Source organism: Pseudonocardia hydrocarbonoxydans (assembly GCF_006539565.1).
Lineage (GTDB): Bacteria > Actinomycetota > Actinomycetes > Mycobacteriales > Pseudonocardiaceae > Pseudonocardia > Pseudonocardia hydrocarbonoxydans.
In genome coordinates, this window is the sequence record NZ_BJNG01000018.1 from 136,266 (window position 1) to 155,607 (window position 19,342).

A 19,342-nucleotide genomic window follows, 5' to 3' on the forward strand; every position below is an offset into this window, starting at 1 on the left:
GCGTTCGGTCCGGGGCCGGACGCGCTGGTCCGGATCGGCCCGGGCGCCTCTCCCGCCGACCGGTGGTGCGCGGCCGTCGTCCACGGGGGCCAGGGGAGGTTCGCCGCCGCCGCGACGGTGCTGCAGGGGCTGCTGGCCGATCCGCGGGTCCCGGGTGCGGTCGCCGCGCACGCCGCCGTGACCCTGGCCGCCCACCGCCGGCAGCGGGGCGGCCACGCCCTCGCCCGCCCCCTCGACGGCCGCGGCCTGCGGCTGGCGGCGGCCGCGCCTGCCGCGCCGCGGTGCCCGGACGGCACCGACGCGGCCGCGGCGGGCGTCGACGCGCTGGTGGGGCTGGCCGCCGACGCGCTGGGCCTGGGCGACCCCGTGGCGGGTCGGCTGCTCGACGCCGCCGAGGCCGTGGGGCACCCGTCCTGGCGGACGGCGGTGCGCATCGGCTGGGTGCGTGCGGAGGCCGCCCTGTACGCGGGCGTCGCGGCCCGCGGGCTGGAGCCGGCGGAGCGGGCGCTGGAGCGGGCGCGGGAGGCCGGGTCGGTACGGCACGTCGTCAAGTCCCGGCTCGTGCTGGCCGTCGTCCGGGCCGTCGCTCACCCGGACGGAGCAGTGCTGGGTGAGCTGGATGCGATCGCCGAGGCCGCCGACGGGGCCGGGCTGTTCCCCCTGTCGGGTCCCGCCCGGCTGGCGGCGGCCGACCTGGCCGACACGCTCGGTGGTCCGACCGTGACCGGATCGTCACCGAACGCAAACGACCGAGCGGGCGACCGGTCGCCCGAAGCGGCGAACGGCCGGCCGAACGGCACGGCGCGCCGACGACACGCCGCGGCACGGACGGCGAGCGTGCTCTACCAGCTCAGTGATCCCCTGGGCAGGGGTCTGACGGGGGAGCCGGTGCGGGCGTCCGCGCGGACCTCGGTAATGTAATTACTCCATTCGGAACTTCGTCACCCACATGACGAGTGCCACTCGGCGCAACTCTCCCGAATGGAGGGCACAAATGGGCCCTGATCGTGTCAAGGTGGAGCGGTCACCCGCCGATGCGTGGGGTGACACATCACCCGGCTGCAGGAAGCTGCAGGAAGGAATCGTCGTGACGACGGTACTCATCTGCGACGATCGTCGCAGCGTCCGCGAAGGCCTGACCCGCGTGATGTCCGCGGTGCCGGGGGTGCACCGGATCGATTGTGTTGCGCACGGGGACGAGTTGCTGGCCCGGTTCTCCCGGCAGCCGGTCGACGTGGTCCTGGTCGGCACCCAGCGCGCGGTGCCCACCGGGGTCGAGGCGACGCGGCGTCTGGTCGCCGCCCACCCCCAGGCGAACGTGATCGTCTTCGGGGCCCCCGACGACGCGGGCAGCATCGCGGCCGCGATCGCGGGCGGCGCGCGCGGCTACCTGCGTTGGGACGCCTCGCGTCCCGAACTGGTGGCGGCGCTCGCACACACGCTCGCGAGCACGGCCGTGCCCACGCCGCGGGCTCCCACCGACCCCGGTGTCCAGCTCACCGAGCGCGAGCTGCAGGTGCTGCGCGGGATGAGCCAGGGCAAGAGCAACGGGCAGATCGGGCGCGAGCTCTACCTGTCCGAGGACACGGTCAAGACCCACGCGCGCCGGCTGTTCCGCAAGCTCGGTGTGCGCGACCGCGCCCAGGCCGTCGCGCACGGCTTCCGCCGCGGCCTGGTCTCCTAAGGGACGAGTCCCCCAGGGGACGACCCAGCTCCACACGGGTGCGTGGCCGCCGACCGGCGGCCACGCACCCGTTCGCATGTCCGCCCGGTGACGGTTCCCGGGCAACTCCGCGGCGTCCCCGTGCGTCCTCCTGTCGAGGGACCCGCGTCGGCGGTCCCCGGCCCTTCGCTACGGTGGACCGCACTGAGGGCACGGTTGAGCACTCTCCGTGGTCGGCCTCACGAACGGATGAGATCGAAGATGCTGCGTAACGCCCGGACGACACAGTGCGATGAGTGAGACGACAGACGTTCCCGACGAGCTCGTCACCCGCGCCATGGCGGGAGACCGGGCTGCGGTCGGGCGCGTGCTCGCCATCATTCGACCCCTGGTCGTGCGCTACTGCCGCGCGAGGCTGGGGCGAGAGCGTTCGTTCGCCTCCGCGGACGACGTCGCGCAGGAGGTGTGTCTGGCCGTGCTGACGGCCTTACCGGGGTACCGGGTGCAGGGACGCCCGTTCCTCGCCTTCGTCTACGGCATCGCCTCGCACAAGGTGATCGATGCCCACCGGGCGTCCACGCGCAACAAGTCCGACCCGTTCGCCGATCTGCCGGACTCGGTCGAGACCGCGGACGGGCCGGAGCAGCGGGCGCTGCGCGTCGAGCTGTCCGGCGAGATGGCGCGCCTGCTCGACCAGCTCCCCGAGAAGCAGCGCGAGATCCTGGTACTGCGCGTCGTGGTGGGTCTGTCGGCGGAGGAGGCGGCCGAGGCCGTCGGTTCCACACCCGGAGCGGTCCGGGTGGCACAGCACCGGGCCCTGGCCCGGCTTCGCAAGTCGATGCCCGAGGGGGTGGTCTAGATGCAGGACGAACGACGCGGTTTCGGCGGGACGAGTCCTCGCCGGCCGCACACCAACGGCACCAACGGTTTCCGTCCCGACGGGATGCGTGCCCGCCCGGTCCCGTTCGACGAGCTGGCCGACGGCCCGATCGATCTCGTGGCCGTACAGGCCGACGACGAGCTGATCAGCGCGCTCGCGGCCGGCATGTCCGTCTCCACCCCGGGAGTGCACGGCTACGACGCCGACGACCAGGTCGTCGCGTTGCTCGCCTCGTGGCGCTCCGAGGTCGACTCCGAGCCGCTCCCCGAGCTCGTCGACCTCGACACGGCGATGGCCACGGTGCAGGCGGCGTCCCGCCCGGCCGGGCGCCGGGCCCGTCACCTGTTCCCGCTCGCGGCCGCCGCGGCGATGATCGTCTTTACGATCGGCGGCGTCTCCTACGGCGCGGCCGACGCCCGCCCGGGCGACTCCCTGTGGGAGGTGTCCCGGGTCCTCTACAGCGAGCGCGCGGAGTCCGTCGAGGCCGCCGTGCGCGTCGAGTCGCGCATCGACCAGGCCAAGGACGCCCTCACCCGCGGCGAGCCCGCGGTGGCGGCACAGGTCCTGGCCGCGGCCGAGGAGGATCTCGCCGCGATCCGGATCGAGGAGGGCCTCGTCGAGCTCAGCGACACGGCGAGCTTCCTGGAGGCCAAGGCGGCCGAGACCCCGCAGGGCCAGCGCATCCAGCCGGGCACCCCGCTGGCCGCCGACCCGCAGCGCCGGGTCCCGCCACGGGCCGCCGCCGAGGGTGCCCCGCCCGCGCCCGCGACGACGACGCCCGGCTCGTCCGCGACCTCGCCGACGACGTCGGCGGACCCCGGGGTCAGCCCGCTCGACGCCGGTCCCACCAGTGCCACGGTCACGCCGAGTCCCACCCCGAGTCCGGGCGGGTCCGTCCCGCCCGGCGACACCCAGGCCCCGCCGCCCGCCACGACCGAGGGCGGCGCGGACCCGACCACCACGACGGGCCAGGGCCTCGGCTCCACGGCCACCCGCGAGGGCACGCCCACGGCGTCCGGGTCGGAGACCCCGACCGCATCCTGACCGGTCACGCCGAACGGCCCCGGTCCCCGCGAGGGGGCCGGGGCCGTTCGACGTACGGGCGGGTCAGGAGTCGGAGAGCACCGCGTCGGCGTAGCCGCGGCAGTACTCCCACGTGACGTAGCTGCTGGGGTCGGGATCGAAGGCGGGCTCGTGCGGGCGCATCTGGCCCTCGTCGAGCAGCTGCTGCAGGCTCGCGCGCAGCAGGCTCCACTCGTGGAAGTGCTGTTCGCCGCAGTCGCCGCAGTCGACGACGATGCCGCGGACCCCGCGGGCCTCCAGCAGGGCCTGGTACACGGCGAGGTCGGCGAGGTCGGCGACGATCTCGTCGCGCTCGACGTCGCTCAGCTCCTCCGCGTCCTCGGGCTCGGGGCCGTCGAGGGACAGCGCGGGGTCGTGCGGATCCCCGGCGAACGGGTCCGGCGGCAGCGCGTCAGGTGGCACCCCGCCGATCCTACTCGGCGTGGGTGCCGGAGATCTGTGGGCAGGCCCTCGCCCGACCGGCGCGTCGCTGCGTGTGCGCGCGGATACGATGGCGGCACAGGCGGCAGCGTGCCGTGATCGGCGAGGTGGAGGTGCGATGACGAGCGAGGCCGCCGGTCTGCCGCCCAAGTTCGCGATGCTGGGCCTGACCTTCGACGACGTGCTGCTGCTGCCGGCCGAATCCGACGTGGTGCCCAGCAGCGTCGACACGAGCACGCAGGTCACCCGCCGGGTGCGCCTCAAGGTGCCGCTGGTGTCGTCGCCGATGGACACCGTCACCGAGGCGCGGATGGCGATCGCGATGGCCCGCGCAGGCGGGCTGGGCACCCTGCACCGCAACCTCTCGCCCGAGCAGCAGGCCGCGCAGGTCGAGGTCGTGAAGCGGTCCGAGGCCGGGATGGTCACCGACCCCGTCACCTGCTCGCCCGAGGCCACCCTCGCCGACGTCGACGCGCTGTGCGCCAAGTTCCGGATCTCCGGGGTGCCGGTCACCGACGCGGGCGGCCGGCTCGTCGGCATCATCACCAACCGCGACATGCGGTTCGAGATGGACCACAGCCGTCCGGTGTCCGAGGTGATGACCCACGCGCCGCTGATCACCGCGCGGGTGGGCGTCTCGGCGGAGGCCGCGCTGGGCCTGCTGCGCCGCCACAAGCTGGAGAAGCTGCCGATCCTCGACGGCGACGGCATCCTGCGCGGGCTCATCACGATCAAGGACTTCAACAAGACCGAGAAGTACCCGCTGGCCACCAAGGACCCCGACGGCCGGCTGGTCGTCGCGGCGGCGGTGGGCGTCGGCGAGGAGTCCTACGCCCGCGCGATGGGGCTGGTCGAGGCCGGGGTCGACGTGCTGATGGTCGACACCGCGCACGGGCACTCCCGCCGTGTGCTGGAGATGGTCGCCAAGCTGCGCGCCGAGGTGGGCGAGGTCGACGTCGTGGGCGGCAACGTCGCCACCCGGGCGGGAGCCGCGGCGCTCGTCGAGGCGGGGGCCGACGCCGTCAAGGTCGGGGTCGGGCCGGGCTCGATCTGCACCACGCGCGTCGTCGCCGGGGTGGGCGCGCCGCAGATCACCGCGATCTACGAGGCCTCGCTGGCGTGCGCGGCCTCGGGCGTGCCGGTGATCGGCGACGGCGGCATCCAGTACTCCGGCGACATCTCCAAGGCCATCGCGGCGGGGGCGTCGACGGTGATGCTGGGCAGCCTGCTCGCCGGCACCGCGGAGTCGCCGGGCGACCTCATCCTCGTCGGCGGCAAGCAGTACAAGACCTACCGCGGCATGGGCTCGCTCGGGGCGATGAGCGCGCGCGAGGGTGCCAAGTCCTACTCCAAGGACCGCTACGCCCAGGACGACGTGCTCAGCGAGGACAAGCTGGTGCCCGAGGGCATCGAGGGGCGCATCCCGTTCCGGGGGCCGCTCTCGCAGGTCGTCCACCAGCTCACCGGCGGGCTGCGTTCGGGCATGGGCTACGCGGGGGCCGACACGATCCCGCAGCTGCAGCAGGCGCAGCTGGTGCGTATCACCGCGGCCGGGCTCAAGGAGAGCCACCCGCACGACATCACCATGACGGTCGAGGCGCCCAACTACGCCGCGAGGTAGGCCGTCTACCCTGCTGCACGTGCGTGACCTCGTGGAGATCGGGATGGGCCGGGAGGCCCGTCGGAGTTACGACCTGGGCCAGGTCGAGATCGTGCCCTCGCGGCGCACGCGGAGCTCGCAGGAGGTGTCCACCGCCTGGCAGCTCGACGCCTACCGCTTCGAGATCCCGCTGATCACCCACCCGACCGACGCGGTGGTCTCCCCGGCCAGCGCCGTCACCGTCGGGAAGCTGGGCGGCCTTGCCGTGCTCAACGCGGAGGGCCTGTGGGCCCGGCACGCCGACGCCGACGGTGCGCTCGCGCGGGTGGTCGAGGCCGCGGAGTCCGACGACCCGGCCGCAGCCGTCCGCCTGCTCCAGGAGCTGCACGCCGCCCCGATCCAGCCCACGCTGCTGGCCGAGGCGCTGCGCACCGTCCGCGAGGCCGGGGTGACGGTCGCGGCACGGGTCAGCCCGCAGCGGGCCCGCGAGCTCACCCCCGACCTGCTCGCGGCCGGCGTCGAGATCCTCGTCGTGCAGGGCACGATCATCTCCGCCGAGCACGTGTCCGGTGGCGAGCCGCTCAACCTCAAGGAGTTCATCGCCTCGCTCGACGTGCCCGTCGTCGCGGGCGGGGTGGGCGACTACCGCACCGCGATGCACCTGATGCGCACCGGCGCGGCCGGCGTCATCGTGGGGTACGGGGAGTCCAGCGCCACCACCACCGACGAGGTGCTGGGCATCGGCGTGCCGATGGCGACCGCGATCGTCGACGCCGCCGCGGCCCGCCGCGACTACCTCGACGAGACCGGCGGCCGCTACGTCCACGTCATCGCCGACGGCGGCATGACCGGCTCCGGCGACCTGGCGAAGGCCATCGCGTGCGGGGCCGACGCCGTCATGCTCGGGGAGCAGCTCGCCGACGCCGCCGACTCGCCCGGCGGCGGCCTGTACTGGACCTCCTCGGTGGCCCACCCGTCGCTGCCCCGCTCGGAGGTCACCGGGTTCGGGCCGGGCGAGCGCAGCCTGGAGGAGGTGCTGTTCGGGCCGAGCTCGAGCCCGTACGGCACCGTCAACCTGTTCGGGGCGCTGCGCCGGGCGATGGCCAAGACCGGGTACTCCGACCTCAAGGAGTTCCAGCGCGTGGGGCTGACCGTCCGGGGCTGAGCCGGGACGACAGCGACGTGAGTGCCGCGCCGGCGCAGCCGGACCGACACGGATGCGGCACTCGCGGGTCGTGGACGGCCGTGGCGGGCGCCGGGCTCATGCGGCGCTCAGGAGCTCGGCGAGGGTGACGCCGCGGCGGCGGGCCTCGGCCGCCAGGTGCCGGCGGACCGTCGCCGGGATCGTGGCGGGGCTGTGGAGCACCGTGCCCGCCCGGAACCGGAGGACCGTCCAGCCGGCCGCCGTGAGGTGGGCCTGCCGCTCCAGGTCCCGCGTCGCCCGCGCCGGTGTCAGGTGCGCGCGGCCGTCGTACTCGATCGCGACGCGCCAGGCGGGGTAGGCCATGTCCAGGTCGTAGGGCCCGACCGGGTGCTGGAGCACGGGTGCGGGAAGGCCACCGAACACCAACGCCAGCCGGACGCGGGTCTCCATCGGTGACTCCGCGAGGGGGTTCGCGAGCCCGACGATCTCGGCGAGCCGCCCGGTGCCACGGGCCCCGCGGTGCTCGCGCGCCACGGCGAGCAGGTCGGCGGGGGCGAGGCCGCAGGCGAACGCCAGCGCGTCGACGGCGACCACCGCCTCGACCACCGGCAGGCGCCGCGCGAGGTCGAACGCGGTGCGGCGGGGCGTGGTCACCGGGGTCCCCCCGACCATGGTGACCTCGTGCGGGTGGAGACGGTCGCGGCGCACGAGCAGGCCGTCGAGCGGGCGCTGGCGGTGTCCGTCGAGCAGGACCACCTCCGCGGGCGCGTCGGCCGGGCCGCAGGAGGCGCCGAGAAGCTCGGCCGCGGAGAACCCGCCCAGCACCCCGCGCCCGGCGACGAACAGCGCCGCAGCCCGGGAGCGGAGAGCCAGGTCCACCGCCCGGCCCGCGCGGACGTGGACGTCGGGCAGGAGCCGGTGGAAGCGGGGCCCGCGCAGCTGCCCCGGTGTGACGAGGCCGCGGGCGACGGCCAGGGTGCCGCGGAACGGTTCGGTGAGCATCCGACCTGGACGGGGACGCGGCCGCTCCGGTTCCGCCGTCCCCCCGGACGGTGATCCTTCCGAGTGCGTCGTGAGCGCGCTGCCGGCGACGACGAGGTGGCACTCGCGGTGGTTATCGTGGGCGGGTGCAACCACCGACCGTCCTCGTCGTCGACTACGGCGCCCAGTACGCCCAGCTGATCGCCCGCCGGGTGCGGGAGGCGCAGGTCTACTCCGAGATCGTGTCGGGGGACACCCCCGTCGAGGAGATCGTGGCGCGCAAGCCGGCGGCGATCATCCTGTCCGGCGGGCCGTCGAGCGTGTACGCCGAGGGGGCGCCCGTCGTCGATCCGGAGCTGTTCACCGTGGGCATCCCGGTGCTGGGCCTGTGCTACGGCTTCCAGGCGATGGCGCGCGCGCTGGGTGGGGAGGTGGCCCCGGACGGCACCCGCGAGTACGGGCGCACCGAGCTCACCGTGTGCGGCGGCGTCCTGCACGACGGCACGCCCGCCCGGCACCCGGTGTGGATGAGCCACGGCGACTCCGTGGTCCGCGCGCCGGAGGGGTTCACGGTCACGGCGTCGAGCGAGCGGGCGGCCGTCGCGGCGTTCGAGGACACCGACCGGCGGCTCGCGGGCGTGCAGTACCACCCGGAGGTCGGGCACTCGCCCTACGGGCAGCAGGTGCTGGCGCGGTTCCTGCACGAGGTCGCGGGCATCGCCCCCGGCTGGACCACCTCCTCGATCATCGACGACACGGTCGCCGCGGTCCGCGCCCAGGTCGGTGACGGCCGTGCGATCTGCGGGCTGTCGGGCGGTGTCGACTCCGCGGTGGCCGCAGCCCTCGTCCAGCGGGCCATCGGGGACCGCCTGACCTGCGTGTTCGTCGACCACGGCCTGCTGCGCTCGGGGGAGCGGGAGCAGGTCGAGCGCGACTTCGTGGCGGCCACCGGGGCCCGCCTGCACACCGAGCACGTGGCCGACCGGTTCCTGGACGCGCTCGCGGGCGTCACCGACCCGGAGGCCAAGCGCAAGACGATCGGCCGGGAGTTCATCCGGGTCTTCGAGACGGCCACGGCCGCCGTGGCCCAGGACGAGCACGTCGGGTTCCTCGTCCAGGGCACCCTCTACCCCGACGTCGTCGAGTCCGGCGGCGGGTCCGGTGCGGCCACGATCAAGAGCCACCACAACGTCGGTGGCCTGCCCGACGACATCGAGTTCGCGCTGGTGGAGCCGCTGCGGGCGCTGTTCAAGGACGAGGTGCGCCGCGTCGGGCGGGAGCTGGGGCTGCCCGAGGCGATCGTCGGGCGCCAGCCGTTCCCCGGGCCGGGGCTGGGCATCCGGATCATCGGCGAGGTCACCCGGGACCGGCTGGAGACGCTGCGCGCCGCCGACGCGATCGCCCGCGAGGAGCTCACCGCGGCCGGGCTGGACGACAGCATCTGGCAGTGCCCGGTGGTGCTGCTCGCCGATGTCCGCAGCGTGGGGGTGCAGGGCGACGGGCGCACCTACGGGCACCCGGTCGTGCTGCGGCCGGTCAGCTCCGAGGACGCGATGACGGCCGACTGGACGCGCCTGCCCTACGAGGTGCTGGAGCGGATCTCCACCCGGATCACCAACGAGGTGGCCGAGGTCAACCGCGTGGTCCTCGACGTCACCAGCAAGCCGCCGGGCACCATCGAGTGGGAATGACGGCGGGCGGTCCCGGGTCCCCCGACCCGGTACCGCCCGCCGTCCGCCGCCTGTCCCGGGTCGCTCCCCAGCCCCCGGGACGGGCCGTGCTACTCCCGACGGTTCGTCAGGCTCCCCACCAGGAGTACCAGGCCGACGACCGCCGCGCCGCCCGCGAGCAGCCATCGGGGGTCGATCGCGGGCAGTTCACCCACGAAGGCGAACACCGAGAGGACCAGGGCGAGTACGCCGGTCACGAGCGTCAGGGGGTCGGGCCGGCGACGCCGGGTCTGCAGCTCAGCCACGGAGCACCTCCACGTCGGCGGCGTTGGCGTGCACGGTGATCTCCAGCGGGCGCCCGCCCGCGACGCCGTCGGCGCCGAGGTCGGAGGCGTCGAGCCGGGCGTCGACGCCCTCGCGCACCTCGCCGCCGTAGCGGATCGACCCGGCCCCGACGGCGCCCGCCAGCGTCAGGTCGGCGTCGGCCGGGACGGTGATCGTGACGTCGCCCGCGCCGAGGCGGATCTCGGTGGCGACCGGGCCGCCGGTGCCCGAGAGGTCCAGGCGGCTCAGGTCGATGTCGACGTCCCCGGCCGACCGCGTGTAGAGCGGGGCGAGCTGGGCGGGCGTCACCGGGCTCGCGGACAGGTCACCGAAGCCGCCCTCGGGCCACTCGTCGAACGGCATCGCGAGGGTGCCCCAGGTGAGGAGGCCGACCAGGACGGCGGCGGGGACGAGCCCGCGCCCCGCGCCCAGGAACGCCCCGGCGACGAGCCCGAGCCCGAGCACCGCGAGCACCACCCCGAGCAGCACCGGCGCGCTCGACCCCGTCAGCACGCCCAGCGTGAGCATCAGCAGGGCCGTGGCCCCGCCGGCGATCAGCGCGAGCCCGAGCGTCACCGCGGTGACCGGCGGGCGGCGGCGGGCCGGGGCGGGTGGCGGCCCGCCCGGCTCGGGCAGGTCCCAGGCGAAGGGGGCCGCGCCGAGCGGGTCCCAGGCCGGCGGGGTGCCCTTGACGAGCGAGACGGTGCCCGGCTCGTCAGCGGGAGTGACCGGCGCCGGGGGGACGGTGCGCCCGCCGCGGCTGCGGTGCAGCAGGAACAGCAGCCCGAGCGCGACGGCGAGCGGCAGGATGCCGAAGCCGCGCCCGTCGAACACGGAACCGACCGCGATCGCGCCGATGACGGCCAGCGCCACCAGCGCGGCGCCGCGCGGCCCGGACCGCGCCGACGGTGTGTCCCGGCCGTCGGGCAGGACCACCCAGCCCGCGACGTAGAGCAGCACGCCGACCCCGGAGAACGCGGCGACGACGAACGCCACGCGGATCAGCACCGGGTCCACGTCGTAGCGGTGCGCGATCCCCGCGGCCACGCCGGCGACCTGCCGGCCCTCGCGCGGCCGTGCCGGCCGCGTGTCCCACATCTCGCGGAGGCTCGTCCGCAGCTCTGTCCCGTCCATGTCCACCACCCTGCTCGCCGCGGTGGGTCGAATCATGAGGGATGACCCCGGCCCACCCCCGAGTTTCCCCCGATGTCCACCCGGCCGGTGCGTGTGACGATGGTGCGGTGAACACGCCGACCCCACCGCTGGCCCGCCGCCGTACCGGCCGGCTCGTCGCGGGCGTCGCGGGCGGGGTGGCCGACCACCTCGGCATCCCGGTCACCTGGGTCCGCGCCGCCTTCATCGCGCTCGCGGCCATGTGGTGGGCGGGCGCGCTGGCCTACGGCCTGCTGTGGGTCTTCGTCCGGCAGGAGAGCTCGGACGTCGAGCGCTCCACCCCGCGACGCGAGCGGCAGCAGGCGCTGGGTCTCGCCGCGCTCGGCGTCGCCGCCGCGCTGACGGCCGCCGCGCTGGGCAACGACCTCGTCGGCTGGATCGTCGGCCCGCTCGGGGTGGCCGCCGTCGGCGCGGCGCTGGTGTGGCGCGAGGCCGACGAGGGCCAGCGCCGCCGCTGGACCGGATCCGGCGGGCGCAACGCGCTGTGGCGGACCGTCGCGGGGGCGCTGTTCGTCGCCGCCGGGATCGCGGTGTTCCTGTTCGGACAGCTCCAGCTCGGGCAGGTGCAGTTCGCGCTGCTCGCGGTGCTGGCCACGCTGGTGGGCGTCGGTGTGCTGACGGTGCCGTGGTGGGTGCGCCTGGTCCGCGAGCTCACCGAGGAGCGCCGCGAGCGGATCGTGGAGACCGAGCGGGCCGAGATCGCCGCGCACCTGCACGACTCGGTGCTGCAGACCCTCGCGCTGATCCAGCGCCAGTCCGACCAGCCCCGCGAGGTGGCCCGGCTCGCCCGTGGACAGGAGCGTGAGCTGCGGGCGTGGCTCTACGGGCCGGGCGGCTACGGCCGGGGGGCCGCCGCGCTCGACGAGGGGCTGACCGCGGCGCTGGCCGCCGCGGCGGCGGAGGTCGAGGACACCTACGCGGTGACGGTGGCGCCCGTGGTCGTCGGGGCCGACCGCACGCTCGACGACCACCTGCGCGCGCTCGTGCTGGCCGGTCGCGAGGCGATGGTCAACGCGGCCAAGCACGCGGGCGTGGCGGAGGTGTCGGTGTACTGCGAGGTCGAGGACGACGAGGTCAACCTGTTCGTGCGCGACCGCGGCTCGGGCTTCGACCCCGACGACGTGCCCGGGGACCGCCACGGCCTGGCCGACTCCGTGCACGGCCGGATGGGCCGCCACGGCGGTACCGTGCGGCTGCGCAGCACGCCCGGCGAGGGCACCGAGGTGCACCTGGCGATGCCGGTGCGCACGCACGAGGAGGCGGCGACGTGACCGAAGCGATGATCAGGGTCGTCCTGGTGGACGACCACGCGCTGTTCCGCTCCGGGGTGCGCGCGGAGCTCGACCGCGCCGTCCCCGACGTCACCGTCGTGGGCGAGGCGGGGTCGGTCGACGAGGCGGTGGCCGCCATCCGGCACCACCGGCCCGACGTCGTCCTGCTCGACGTGCACATGCCCGACGGCGGCGGGGCCGAGGTGTTGCGCCAGCTCCGCCCCGAGCTGCCGGACGTGGTGTTCCTCGCGTTGTCGGTCTCCGACGCCGCCGAGGACGTCATCGCGGTGATCCGGGCCGGGGCGCGCGGGTACGTCACCAAGACGATCTCCGGGCGGGAGCTGGCCGACGCCGTGCGCCGGGTGCACGGCGGCGACCCGGTGTTCTCGCCGCGGCTGGCCGGGTTCGTGCTCGACGTGTTCTCCCAGAAGCCCGGGGCGGCCCCACCCGGGGACCCCGAACTCGACCTGCTCACCCGCCGCGAGCGCGACGTGCTGCGGCTGCTGGCCCGCGGGTACGCCTACAAGGAGATCGCCGGGGAGCTGTTCATCTCGGTGAAGACGGTCGAGACGCACGTGTCGTCGGTGCTGCGCAAGACGCAGCTGTCCAATCGCTACGAGCTGTCGCGCTGGGCGTCGGACCGGCGGCTGGTCTAGCTCAGAGCAGGCCGCGGGCCAGCTCGCCGACCAGGCTCGGGCTGCCGCCGCCGAGGGTGTCGCCGACACCGCCGACGGCCCCGCCGAGATCCTCGACGACCCCGCCGACCGGGCCGCCCGCCGCCTCGCCGACGCCCGCGACGGCGCCGCCGAGTCCGGAGCGCTGCGGTGCCTCCGCGGCCGGGCCGGGGGCGCCGCCTCCGGCGGTCGACCCGCCCGTGGTGCCGCCGCCGGCCGTTCCCGTGCCGCCGCCGGCCGTTCCCGTGCCGCCGCCGGTGCCGGTGCCGCCGCCGGTCGCCGGGACGGTGGGCGCGCCGCCCACGGTCGGGGCCGTCGGGGGGGCGGTGACGCCGGAGGGGAAGGCGATGTCGGTCCAGGTGCGCGGCGCGGCGTCGCCCGCGTCGAGCGGGTCGCTCTGCGCGGTGTTGTCGACGACGGACGGGATGGCGCCGACCCCGGCCTGGGGGAGGTCGAGGCGACCTTCGCCGGGATAGCCGCCGGGGGTGCCGGTGCCGCCGGCGGCACCGGTGACCCCGGTGTCGCCCAGCACGGCCGCGCCGAGGACCGAGCCCGCGACGACCAGCGTGCCCGCGGCGGCGATGGCGCCGCGGCGGACGACGGCGCCGGGGCCGCGCGGGGCCCCGTCCCGGTCGCCGGTGCGGTCGGCGGACGGCTCGTGGCCCTCGCGGCGCAGCAGGCTGCCGACGGTCAGCGGCCCGGTGGTCGGGTCCGGCGCGTAGCGGTGCAGGAGCTCGGCGACCGTGACGACGTCGGCGGGCGCGATCGGGTCGGCGACGCCGGACACCATCTGAGGCACAGCTACGACGTCCTCCCGTGGAGTGAACATGTTGCCGAATGTCTACCGGACGTCGCCGTACGGAGCCAAGTGCTGCTCGCCCGCTCGGCGTCGTTCACCTGTTCGGCGTATTACCGCTCATCGAGGATGACAGACCGTTCGTCCGTTCGCCGGGTCAGGCCTGGCCGCGGAAGCGGCCCCGCGTCTGGTCCAGCGCACCCTTCGCGACGACACCGGCCCCGCCCGCGACGAGCAGGCCGAGCACGTCGAGCGGCAGGCCGCCGCTGGTGAGCAGGAGCCCGAACGCGGCCGCCGCGGCCGTGCCGCCCGCGACCTTCCAGCGCCCGGCGACGTAGTCCGACGTCGCCCCGCCCGCAGCACCGCGCGTGCGGGCGGCGCCGTTGAGCATCGCGAGGTGCCCGACGTGGCCGAGCGCGACGAGCAGGCCGGCGAGGGCCACGAGGAACGCCACCAGACCGAACAGATCACCCATGTCGTCCAGGGTGCCACGCGGTGCCGGGGTTCAGCGCCCGCCGAGCCGCCCGCGCCCCAGCCGCAGCAGCAGCATGCCCAGCTCGCGCCCCTCGACGCCCAGCTCGCGGAAGCGGGCGAGCACCGCCATCTCGCGGTTGTAGACGATGCGGGGGCCGCCCGCGGCCATCCGGGCGCGGCCGATCCGCTGTGACACCTCGCTGCGGCGCACCACCAGCCGCAGGATCTCGGCGTCGAGGTGGTCGATCTCCCTGCGCAGCTCCTGGATCTCGTCCTCGGCCGGGATGTCGTCCTGGGGCGGGGTCTGTTCGGCGCTCATGGTCACGGTCTCCTCCTCATCGCCGGTGCCCGACCCGTGACAGCAAGAAGCCCCGGGTCACCTGGACACCGGGGCTCGTGGGTTGGTCAGCGCAGGGCCGCCACGGGCACCGGGATCCGGTACCCGTAGGAAAATCGCCCGCACTGCGATCGCACCGTCGGAGTGTGCCACAGCGGAAGGGCGTCGGGGGCGGCGGTAGCCTGTTCGACACGATGAGTGCGCTGTTCGAACTGCCCCAGACCACCGTCACCACCCCCCGCACGAAGCGGGGTGCGGCGCTGCTGGAGGGGCTCAACCCGCGCCAGCGCGAGGCGGTCGTGCACGCCGGGACGCCGCTGCTGATCGTCGCCGGGGCGGGGTCGGGCAAGACGCGGGTGCTCACCCACCGCATCGCCTGGCTGCTCGCCGAGCGCGACGTGCACCCCGGCGAGATCATGTCGATCACCTTCACCAACAAGGCCGCGGCCGAGATGAAGGAGCGGGTCGACGCGCTGGTCGGGCGCCGCGGCAACGCGATGTGGGTCTCCACGTTCCACTCGATGTGCGTGCGCATCCTGCGCCGCGAGGCCCAGCACCTGGGCGTGCGCAGCGCGTTCTCCGTCTACGACGCCGACGACACACGCCGGCTGATCGGCATGGTCACGCGCGACCTGGGGCTGGACCCCAAGAAGTTCGCCCCCCGCGCGGTCGGGGCGCAGATCTCCAACCTCAAGAACGAGCTGCTCTCCGCCGATGACGCCGCGGAGCGCGCCACGAACGAGTACGAGCGCAAGGTCGCCGAGGTCTACGGCGTCTACCAGGCCCGGCTGCGCACCGCCAACGCCTTCGACTTCGACGACCTGATCATGGAGACGGTCTCGCTGCTGGAGCGGCTGCCCGCCGTCGCCGAGTACTACCGGCGCCGGTTCCGGCACGTGCTCGTCGACGAGTACCAGGACACCAACCACGCCCAGTACGCGCTGGTCAGGGCGCTGGTGGCGCCGGCCGTGGAGGGGGCGGCGCCGGCCGAGCTGTGCGTCGTCGGCGACTCCGACCAGTCGATCTACGCCTTCCGCGGCGCGAGCATCCGCAACATCGTGGAGTTCGAGAAGGACTTCCCGGACTCGCGCACCATCCTGCTGGAGCAGAACTACCGCTCCACCCAGACGATCCTCACCGCGGCCAACACCGTCATCGCCCGCAACCCCGACCGGCGCGACAAGCGCCTGTGGTCCGAGGCGGGCGACGGGGAGAAGGTCGTCGGCTACGTCGCCGACAACGAGCACGACGAGGCCGCGTTCGTCGCCCAGGAGATCGACCGGCTCGTCGACAGCGGGGAGTACCGCAACTCCGACATCGCCGTCTTCTACCGCACCAACTCCCAGTCGCGGGTGTTCGAGGGCGTGTTCGCCCGGGTCGGGATGGCGTACCGGATCGTCGGCGGGGTGCGGTTCTACGAGCGGATGGAGGTGCGCGACGCGCTCGCGTACCTGCGGGTGCTGTCCAACCCCGACGACACGGTGAGCCTGCGCCGCATCCTCAACGTGCCCAAGCGCGGGATCGGCGAGCGGGCCGAGGAGATGGTCGCCTCCTACGCCGACCGCGAGCGGATCTCCTTCGCCACGGCCCTGCGCGTCGCCGCCGAGGACCCCGGGAGGGTGCCCGGGCTGGTCACGCGCTCGCAGCGGGCCATCGCCGGGTTCGTCCGGATGCTCGACGAGCTGGCCGAGCTGGTGGAGCGCGGCGAGGAGACCGCGGAGCTGCTGGAGGCCGTCTACGCGAAGACCGGCTACACCGCCGAGCTGGAGGCCAGCGAGGACCCGCAGGACGGCTCGCGGCTGGACAACCTCGCCGAGCTGGTCACGGTCGCGCGCGAGTTCGCCGGCGACGCCGCGGTGGCCGACGTGGCCGTCGACCCGGAGTCCGGTGGCGATCAGGTCGACGACGGGCTCCCGGCGCCGGGCTCGCTGGCGGCGTTCCTGGAGCGGGTGGCGCTGGTCGCCGACGCCGACTCCATCCCCGACGACGACCAGGGCATGGTCACCCTGATGACGCTGCACACGGCGAAGGGGCTGGAGTTCCCCGTCGTGTTCCTCACCGGCTGGGAAGACGGCGTGTTCCCGCACATGCGGGCCATGGGCGACCCGGCCGAGCTGGCCGAGGAGCGGCGGCTCGCCTACGTGGGCATCACGCGGGCGCGGCAGCGGCTCTACCTGTCGCGGGCGATGATCCGCTCGGCGTTCGGGCAGCCCAACGCCAACCCGGCGTCGCGGTTCCTCGCCGAGGTGCCCGACACCCTCGTCGACTGGCGCCGCGCCGAGCCCGAGCGCTCCGCGCCGGTGGGCCGCTTCGGCTTCGGCCGGCGCAGCACCGCCACCGACCGGGGCAGCTGGAACGTGCCGAAGGCGTCCACGGTGCCCACGCTCAGCCTCGACGTCGGCGACCGCGTCAGCCACGACAAGTACGGCCTCGGCACGGTCACCGCCGCCGACGGCACGGGCGCCCGCGCCACCGTCACGATCGACTTCGGCAGCGCCGGCACGGTGCGGCTGATGCTGATCGGCGGCGTGCCGCTGCAGAAGCTGTAGGCGCGGACGGCGCCTTGATCGTCGTCTCGGCGCGTTTCCGGCGACATCCCGCCGGAAACGCGCCCACCCGGTGATCTTCCGGGGCCGGTCGCGGAGCGCGAGCGCGGCCCGGGTCAGTAGCCGTCGATCCCGTGCTGCTCCAGCCACGGGCGGGGGTTCATCGGGTTGTCGTTCGCGTCGTGGATCTCGAAGTGCAGGTGCGGGCCGGTGGAGAAGCCGCGGTTGCCGAGCTCGGCGATCTGCTCGCCCGCGCGCACCTCGTCGCCCACCTGCACGAGCGAGCGGTTGATGTGGCCGTAGACGGACTTGGTGCCGTCGGGGTGCCGCAGCACCACCCACATCCCGAAGCCCGACGCCGGGCCGGACTCCTCGACCACCCCGTCGGTGACGGCGTAGATCGGGGTGCCGATGGCGTTGGCGATGTCGATGCCGTTGTGCGAGGTGCCCCAGCGGCCGCCGAACCCGGAGGTGAAGCGGCCCAGCGTCGGCTGCACGAACGCCTGGTCGCCGACGAGGTTGGCCAGCGGCGCGCCGAAGGCGAGGGCCGAGGCGAGCAGGGCGTCGCGGCGGGCCAGCTCCTGTCCGATCTCGACGGCCTTGGTGAGGTTCTCGACGTCGACCTGCGACTCGGCGTCGAGCCCGCTGATCGACAGCGACGCGGGCAGCAGCTGGTCGCCGCCGATGGCGTCGACCGGGAAGGGCGCCGGCCCGGTCTCGGCGACCGGGAGCAGCGCGGCGATCGTGACGGGCGGGGGCTCGGTGGTCTCGAGCAGGGGTGTGACGGCGGTCTGTCCGGCCGCGACGACGGCTCCGGTGGCCACGGCGGCGACCGTCACGCGTCCACGGACGGACGCGGTGGGTGGCGCGGGTAGCCGGTGCACCCCGGGGACGGCGACGGCGCGCAGTTGCGTGGTCGCGTCGGCGAGGTGGTCCGGAGCGCCGCTGGGGGAGCGGTGGCGCGCCACGACCTGCCCTTCTCGACGGATAAGCGGTCTGCCCGTGTCGCGTCCCGGTCGGCGTGGGCTGGGGATCCCGCCGGGCATCTCGGGGGATGCCCTGCTGCCGTCGTGACCGGTCCGTGATGCGGACGCGCGAAACGTAGCGGTGGTCACGCGGGGGAGGCAAATCCGCGGACGGCGTGTCGGGCTGTGGGAACGACCGGTCAGGACGCGGGTGACGAGCGCCTGCGGTACGTGGTCGGCTCGCGGCCGCCCGCGGCCTGACCACGGCGGAACGGGTGACGGCGGTGGTCCGAACGAGCGAGGGCGCTGACGACCCAGTGCACCGAGCGGGGGTCGATGGGCAGGGAGAGGTGACCGACGTCACGCAGCTCCAGGTGCTCGACGTGCAGGTCCTCGTGGGCCAGCCGGGCGTTGCGCTGCGGGACGATCATCTGGTCCATGCGGCTCCACACCACGAGGAACCGCGTGGGGCACCCGGGTGCGGGCCGGGCCAGCTCGTCGAGCAGCTCCGACCCGGGGCGCAGCTGTGCGGCCAGCGGGGTGGGCATGAGGTAGGCGCTGAGCGTGCCGGTGTGCGGGCTGCCCAGCGTGACCAGGGTGTCGACGACGTCGGAGCCGCCGAGGCGCTGGACGTAGTAGCGGGCGATCATCCCGCCGAGCGAGTGCCCGACGATGTGGACGCGCTCGGCGCCGGTGAGCTCGCGCAGCCGCTCCACGTGCCCGCGCAGCTCGTGGGCGGCGGTCCGGACGTCGCCGGTGAGCAGGCTGTAGTTGACCGCGTGCACGACGCCGAACCCGCGCCGGCGCAGCGCCCGGCGGAAGACGGTGAACACCGAACGGTTGTCCATGATCCCGTGCACCAGCAGGATCGGGTATCCGGCACCCTCCACGTCGGCCACCAGCAGGCCGCGGCGCTCGGGGGGCAGCGGGTCGGTGCGGTAGCCGTCACCGGTCGCGGCGAACGTCTCGTGCACCAGCCCGGCCGGGTACACCGCCAGGTGCGCCGCCAGCCACGCCCACTCGACGGCGACGCCGCGCACGCCCGCCGGTGTGCCGACGGTGCGGGCCACGTAGGTGCCCGCCCGGCCGACCTCGGCCGCGGTGCGGCCGACCGCACCGGCCATCGTGGCCAGACGGTCGAGTCCCGCGCGGACCAGCGCCATGGAGTGACGGTAGATCAGTGACCGCCGTCGCGCTGTCCCTGATTGACACACCGCCCTGTCCGTCCGGGGGTGACAGCAGTCACCGGGGCAGGTCAGGGCAGGTCCGGGCCGCGTCGCTAGGGTCGTCGCAGCAGCGTTCCCGAGAGCCGGAGAGCGGCTCGTACGCACAGCGGAGTGG

The 19,342-nt window shown here is 74.7% G+C and carries 19 protein-coding genes; 10 read left to right on the forward strand and 9 right to left on the reverse strand.

What is annotated here, in order from left to right; translation table 11 throughout:
- Positions 1-117: 117 nt before the first annotated feature.
- The 4 genes from PHY01_RS13245 (at position 118) to PHY01_RS13260 (ending at position 3,587) form a co-directional block, all read left to right on the forward strand.
- The gene (locus PHY01_RS13245; protein ID WP_141278937.1) at positions 118-921 is read left to right on the forward strand and encodes a hypothetical protein; all 804 of its coding nucleotides are present in this window, start codon (positions 118-120) and stop codon (positions 919-921) included.
- A 166-nt stretch (positions 922-1,087) separates the two neighbouring features.
- Positions 1,088-1,684: a response regulator transcription factor gene (locus tag PHY01_RS13250; protein ID WP_075942692.1), complete on the forward strand. Its 597-nt coding sequence runs from the start codon at positions 1,088-1,090 to the stop codon at positions 1,682-1,684.
- 271 nt (positions 1,685-1,955) lie between these two features.
- Positions 1,956-2,522 carry a sigma-70 family RNA polymerase sigma factor gene (locus tag PHY01_RS13255; protein ID WP_141278938.1) on the forward strand — a complete coding sequence of 189 codons (567 nt, stop codon included), beginning with the start codon at positions 1,956-1,958 and terminating at the stop codon, positions 2,520-2,522.
- Entirely contained in the window at positions 2,523-3,587 is a 1,065-nt protein-coding gene (locus PHY01_RS13260) for an anti-sigma-D factor RsdA (RefSeq protein ID WP_141278939.1), read from the forward strand.
- Between the two features lie 63 nt (positions 3,588-3,650).
- Here PHY01_RS13260 and PHY01_RS13265 read toward each other — a convergent pair whose 3' ends face one another.
- Entirely contained in the window at positions 3,651-4,037 is a 387-nt protein-coding gene (locus tag PHY01_RS13265; protein WP_170183801.1) for a DUF5319 domain-containing protein, read from the reverse strand.
- 127 nt (positions 4,038-4,164) lie between these two features.
- On the opposite strand from PHY01_RS13265, the gene guaB reads away from it, so the two are divergent.
- Positions 4,165-5,667 carry an IMP dehydrogenase gene (gene guaB / locus PHY01_RS13270; RefSeq protein WP_141278941.1) on the forward strand — a complete coding sequence of 501 codons (1,503 nt, stop codon included), beginning with the start codon at positions 4,165-4,167 and terminating at the stop codon, positions 5,665-5,667.
- A gap of 19 nt (positions 5,668-5,686) precedes the next feature.
- Complete coding sequence (locus PHY01_RS13275) at positions 5,687-6,811, forward strand: GuaB3 family IMP dehydrogenase-related protein (RefSeq protein ID WP_141278942.1); 1,125 nt, start codon at positions 5,687-5,689, stop codon at positions 6,809-6,811.
- Between the two features lie 96 nt (positions 6,812-6,907).
- On the opposite strand, the gene PHY01_RS13280 is transcribed toward PHY01_RS13275, so the two are convergent.
- Entirely contained in the window at positions 6,908-7,792 is an 885-nt protein-coding gene (locus PHY01_RS13280) for an endonuclease domain-containing protein (RefSeq protein WP_141278943.1), read from the reverse strand.
- A gap of 125 nt (positions 7,793-7,917) precedes the next feature.
- On the opposite strand from PHY01_RS13280, the gene guaA reads away from it, so the two are divergent.
- On the forward strand, positions 7,918-9,462 hold the full coding sequence (guaA, locus tag PHY01_RS13285; protein WP_141278944.1) for a glutamine-hydrolyzing GMP synthase: 1,545 nt from the start codon (positions 7,918-7,920) through the stop codon (positions 9,460-9,462).
- Between the two features lie 89 nt (positions 9,463-9,551).
- Here guaA and PHY01_RS13290 read toward each other — a convergent pair whose 3' ends face one another.
- Positions 9,552-9,746 (reverse strand): hypothetical protein, encoded by a 195-nt coding sequence (locus tag PHY01_RS13290; protein ID WP_141278945.1) that lies wholly within the window; start codon positions 9,744-9,746, stop codon positions 9,552-9,554.
- Entirely contained in the window at positions 9,739-10,899 is a 1,161-nt protein-coding gene (locus tag PHY01_RS13295; protein WP_170183788.1) for a PspC domain-containing protein, read from the reverse strand. Before PHY01_RS13295 ends, PHY01_RS13290 begins: the two co-directional genes overlap by 8 nt.
- A 41-nt stretch (positions 10,900-10,940) precedes the next feature.
- Between PHY01_RS13295 and PHY01_RS13300 the strand changes: the two genes are divergently transcribed.
- Both PHY01_RS13300 and PHY01_RS13305 read left to right on the forward strand, forming a co-directional pair.
- Entirely contained in the window at positions 10,941-12,209 is a 1,269-nt protein-coding gene (locus tag PHY01_RS13300) for an ATP-binding protein (RefSeq protein ID WP_141278947.1), read from the forward strand.
- A gap of 8 nt (positions 12,210-12,217) precedes the next feature.
- On the forward strand, positions 12,218-12,865 hold the full coding sequence (locus PHY01_RS13305; RefSeq protein ID WP_141279008.1) for a response regulator: 648 nt from the start codon (positions 12,218-12,220) through the stop codon (positions 12,863-12,865).
- A 1-nt stretch (position 12,866) separates the two neighbouring features.
- On the opposite strand, the gene PHY01_RS13310 is transcribed toward PHY01_RS13305, so the two are convergent.
- From PHY01_RS13310 to PHY01_RS13320, 3 genes are all read right to left on the reverse strand, one after another.
- Positions 12,867-13,682, reverse strand: coding sequence for a hypothetical protein (locus tag PHY01_RS13310; protein ID WP_141278948.1), 816 nt, complete (start codon positions 13,680-13,682; stop codon positions 12,867-12,869).
- A gap of 154 nt (positions 13,683-13,836) precedes the next feature.
- Positions 13,837-14,154 carry a hypothetical protein gene (locus PHY01_RS13315; RefSeq protein WP_141278949.1) on the reverse strand — a complete coding sequence of 106 codons (318 nt, stop codon included), beginning with the start codon at positions 14,152-14,154 and terminating at the stop codon, positions 13,837-13,839.
- A gap of 30 nt (positions 14,155-14,184) precedes the next feature.
- Positions 14,185-14,472 (reverse strand): chorismate mutase, encoded by a 288-nt coding sequence (locus PHY01_RS13320; protein ID WP_141278950.1) that lies wholly within the window; start codon positions 14,470-14,472, stop codon positions 14,185-14,187.
- A 212-nt stretch (positions 14,473-14,684) separates the two neighbouring features.
- On the opposite strand from PHY01_RS13320, the gene pcrA reads away from it, so the two are divergent.
- Complete coding sequence (gene pcrA / locus PHY01_RS13325) at positions 14,685-17,039, forward strand: DNA helicase PcrA (RefSeq protein ID WP_141278951.1); 2,355 nt, start codon at positions 14,685-14,687, stop codon at positions 17,037-17,039.
- A 113-nt stretch (positions 17,040-17,152) separates the two neighbouring features.
- Here the strand turns inward: pcrA and PHY01_RS13330 are convergent, their stop codons facing one another.
- Positions 17,153-17,860, reverse strand: coding sequence for a M23 family metallopeptidase (locus PHY01_RS13330; RefSeq protein ID WP_246085874.1), 708 nt, complete (start codon positions 17,858-17,860; stop codon positions 17,153-17,155).
- Between the two features lie 341 nt (positions 17,861-18,201).
- On the reverse strand, positions 18,202-19,164 hold the full coding sequence (locus PHY01_RS13335; protein ID WP_141278953.1) for an alpha/beta hydrolase family protein: 963 nt from the start codon (positions 19,162-19,164) through the stop codon (positions 18,202-18,204).
- Between the last annotated feature and the right edge of the window lie 178 nt (positions 19,165-19,342).

What these genes read in the sequence shown, in the direction of transcription:
- PHY01_RS13255 (WP_141278938.1), top strand. Translation starts at nt 1,956, where the DNA reads ATGAGTGAGACGACAGACGTTCCCGACGAGCTCGTCACCCGCGCCATG.
- PHY01_RS13260 (WP_141278939.1), top strand. Translation starts at nt 2,523, where the DNA reads ATGCAGGACGAACGACGCGGTTTCGGCGGGACGAGTCCTCGCCGGCCG.
- guaB (WP_141278941.1), top strand. Translation starts at nt 4,165, where the DNA reads ATGACGAGCGAGGCCGCCGGTCTGCCGCCCAAGTTCGCGATGCTGGGC.
- PHY01_RS13280 (WP_141278943.1), bottom strand. Translation starts at nt 7,792, where the DNA reads ATGCTCACCGAACCGTTCCGCGGCACCCTGGCCGTCGCCCGCGGCCTC.
- PHY01_RS13295 (WP_170183788.1), bottom strand. Translation starts at nt 10,899, where the DNA reads ATGGACGGGACAGAGCTGCGGACGAGCCTCCGCGAGATGTGGGACACG.
- PHY01_RS13300 (WP_141278947.1), top strand. Translation starts at nt 10,941, where the DNA reads ATGACCCCGGCCCACCCCCGAGTTTCCCCCGATGTCCACCCGGCCGGT.
- PHY01_RS13305 (WP_141279008.1), top strand. Translation starts at nt 12,218, where the DNA reads ATGATCAGGGTCGTCCTGGTGGACGACCACGCGCTGTTCCGCTCCGGG.
- PHY01_RS13315 (WP_141278949.1), bottom strand. Translation starts at nt 14,154, where the DNA reads ATGGGTGATCTGTTCGGTCTGGTGGCGTTCCTCGTGGCCCTCGCCGGC.
- PHY01_RS13320 (WP_141278950.1), bottom strand. Translation starts at nt 14,472, where the DNA reads ATGAGCGCCGAACAGACCCCGCCCCAGGACGACATCCCGGCCGAGGAC.
- pcrA (WP_141278951.1), top strand. Translation starts at nt 14,685, where the DNA reads ATGAGTGCGCTGTTCGAACTGCCCCAGACCACCGTCACCACCCCCCGC.
- PHY01_RS13335 (WP_141278953.1), bottom strand. Translation starts at nt 19,164, where the DNA reads ATGGCGCTGGTCCGCGCGGGACTCGACCGTCTGGCCACGATGGCCGGT.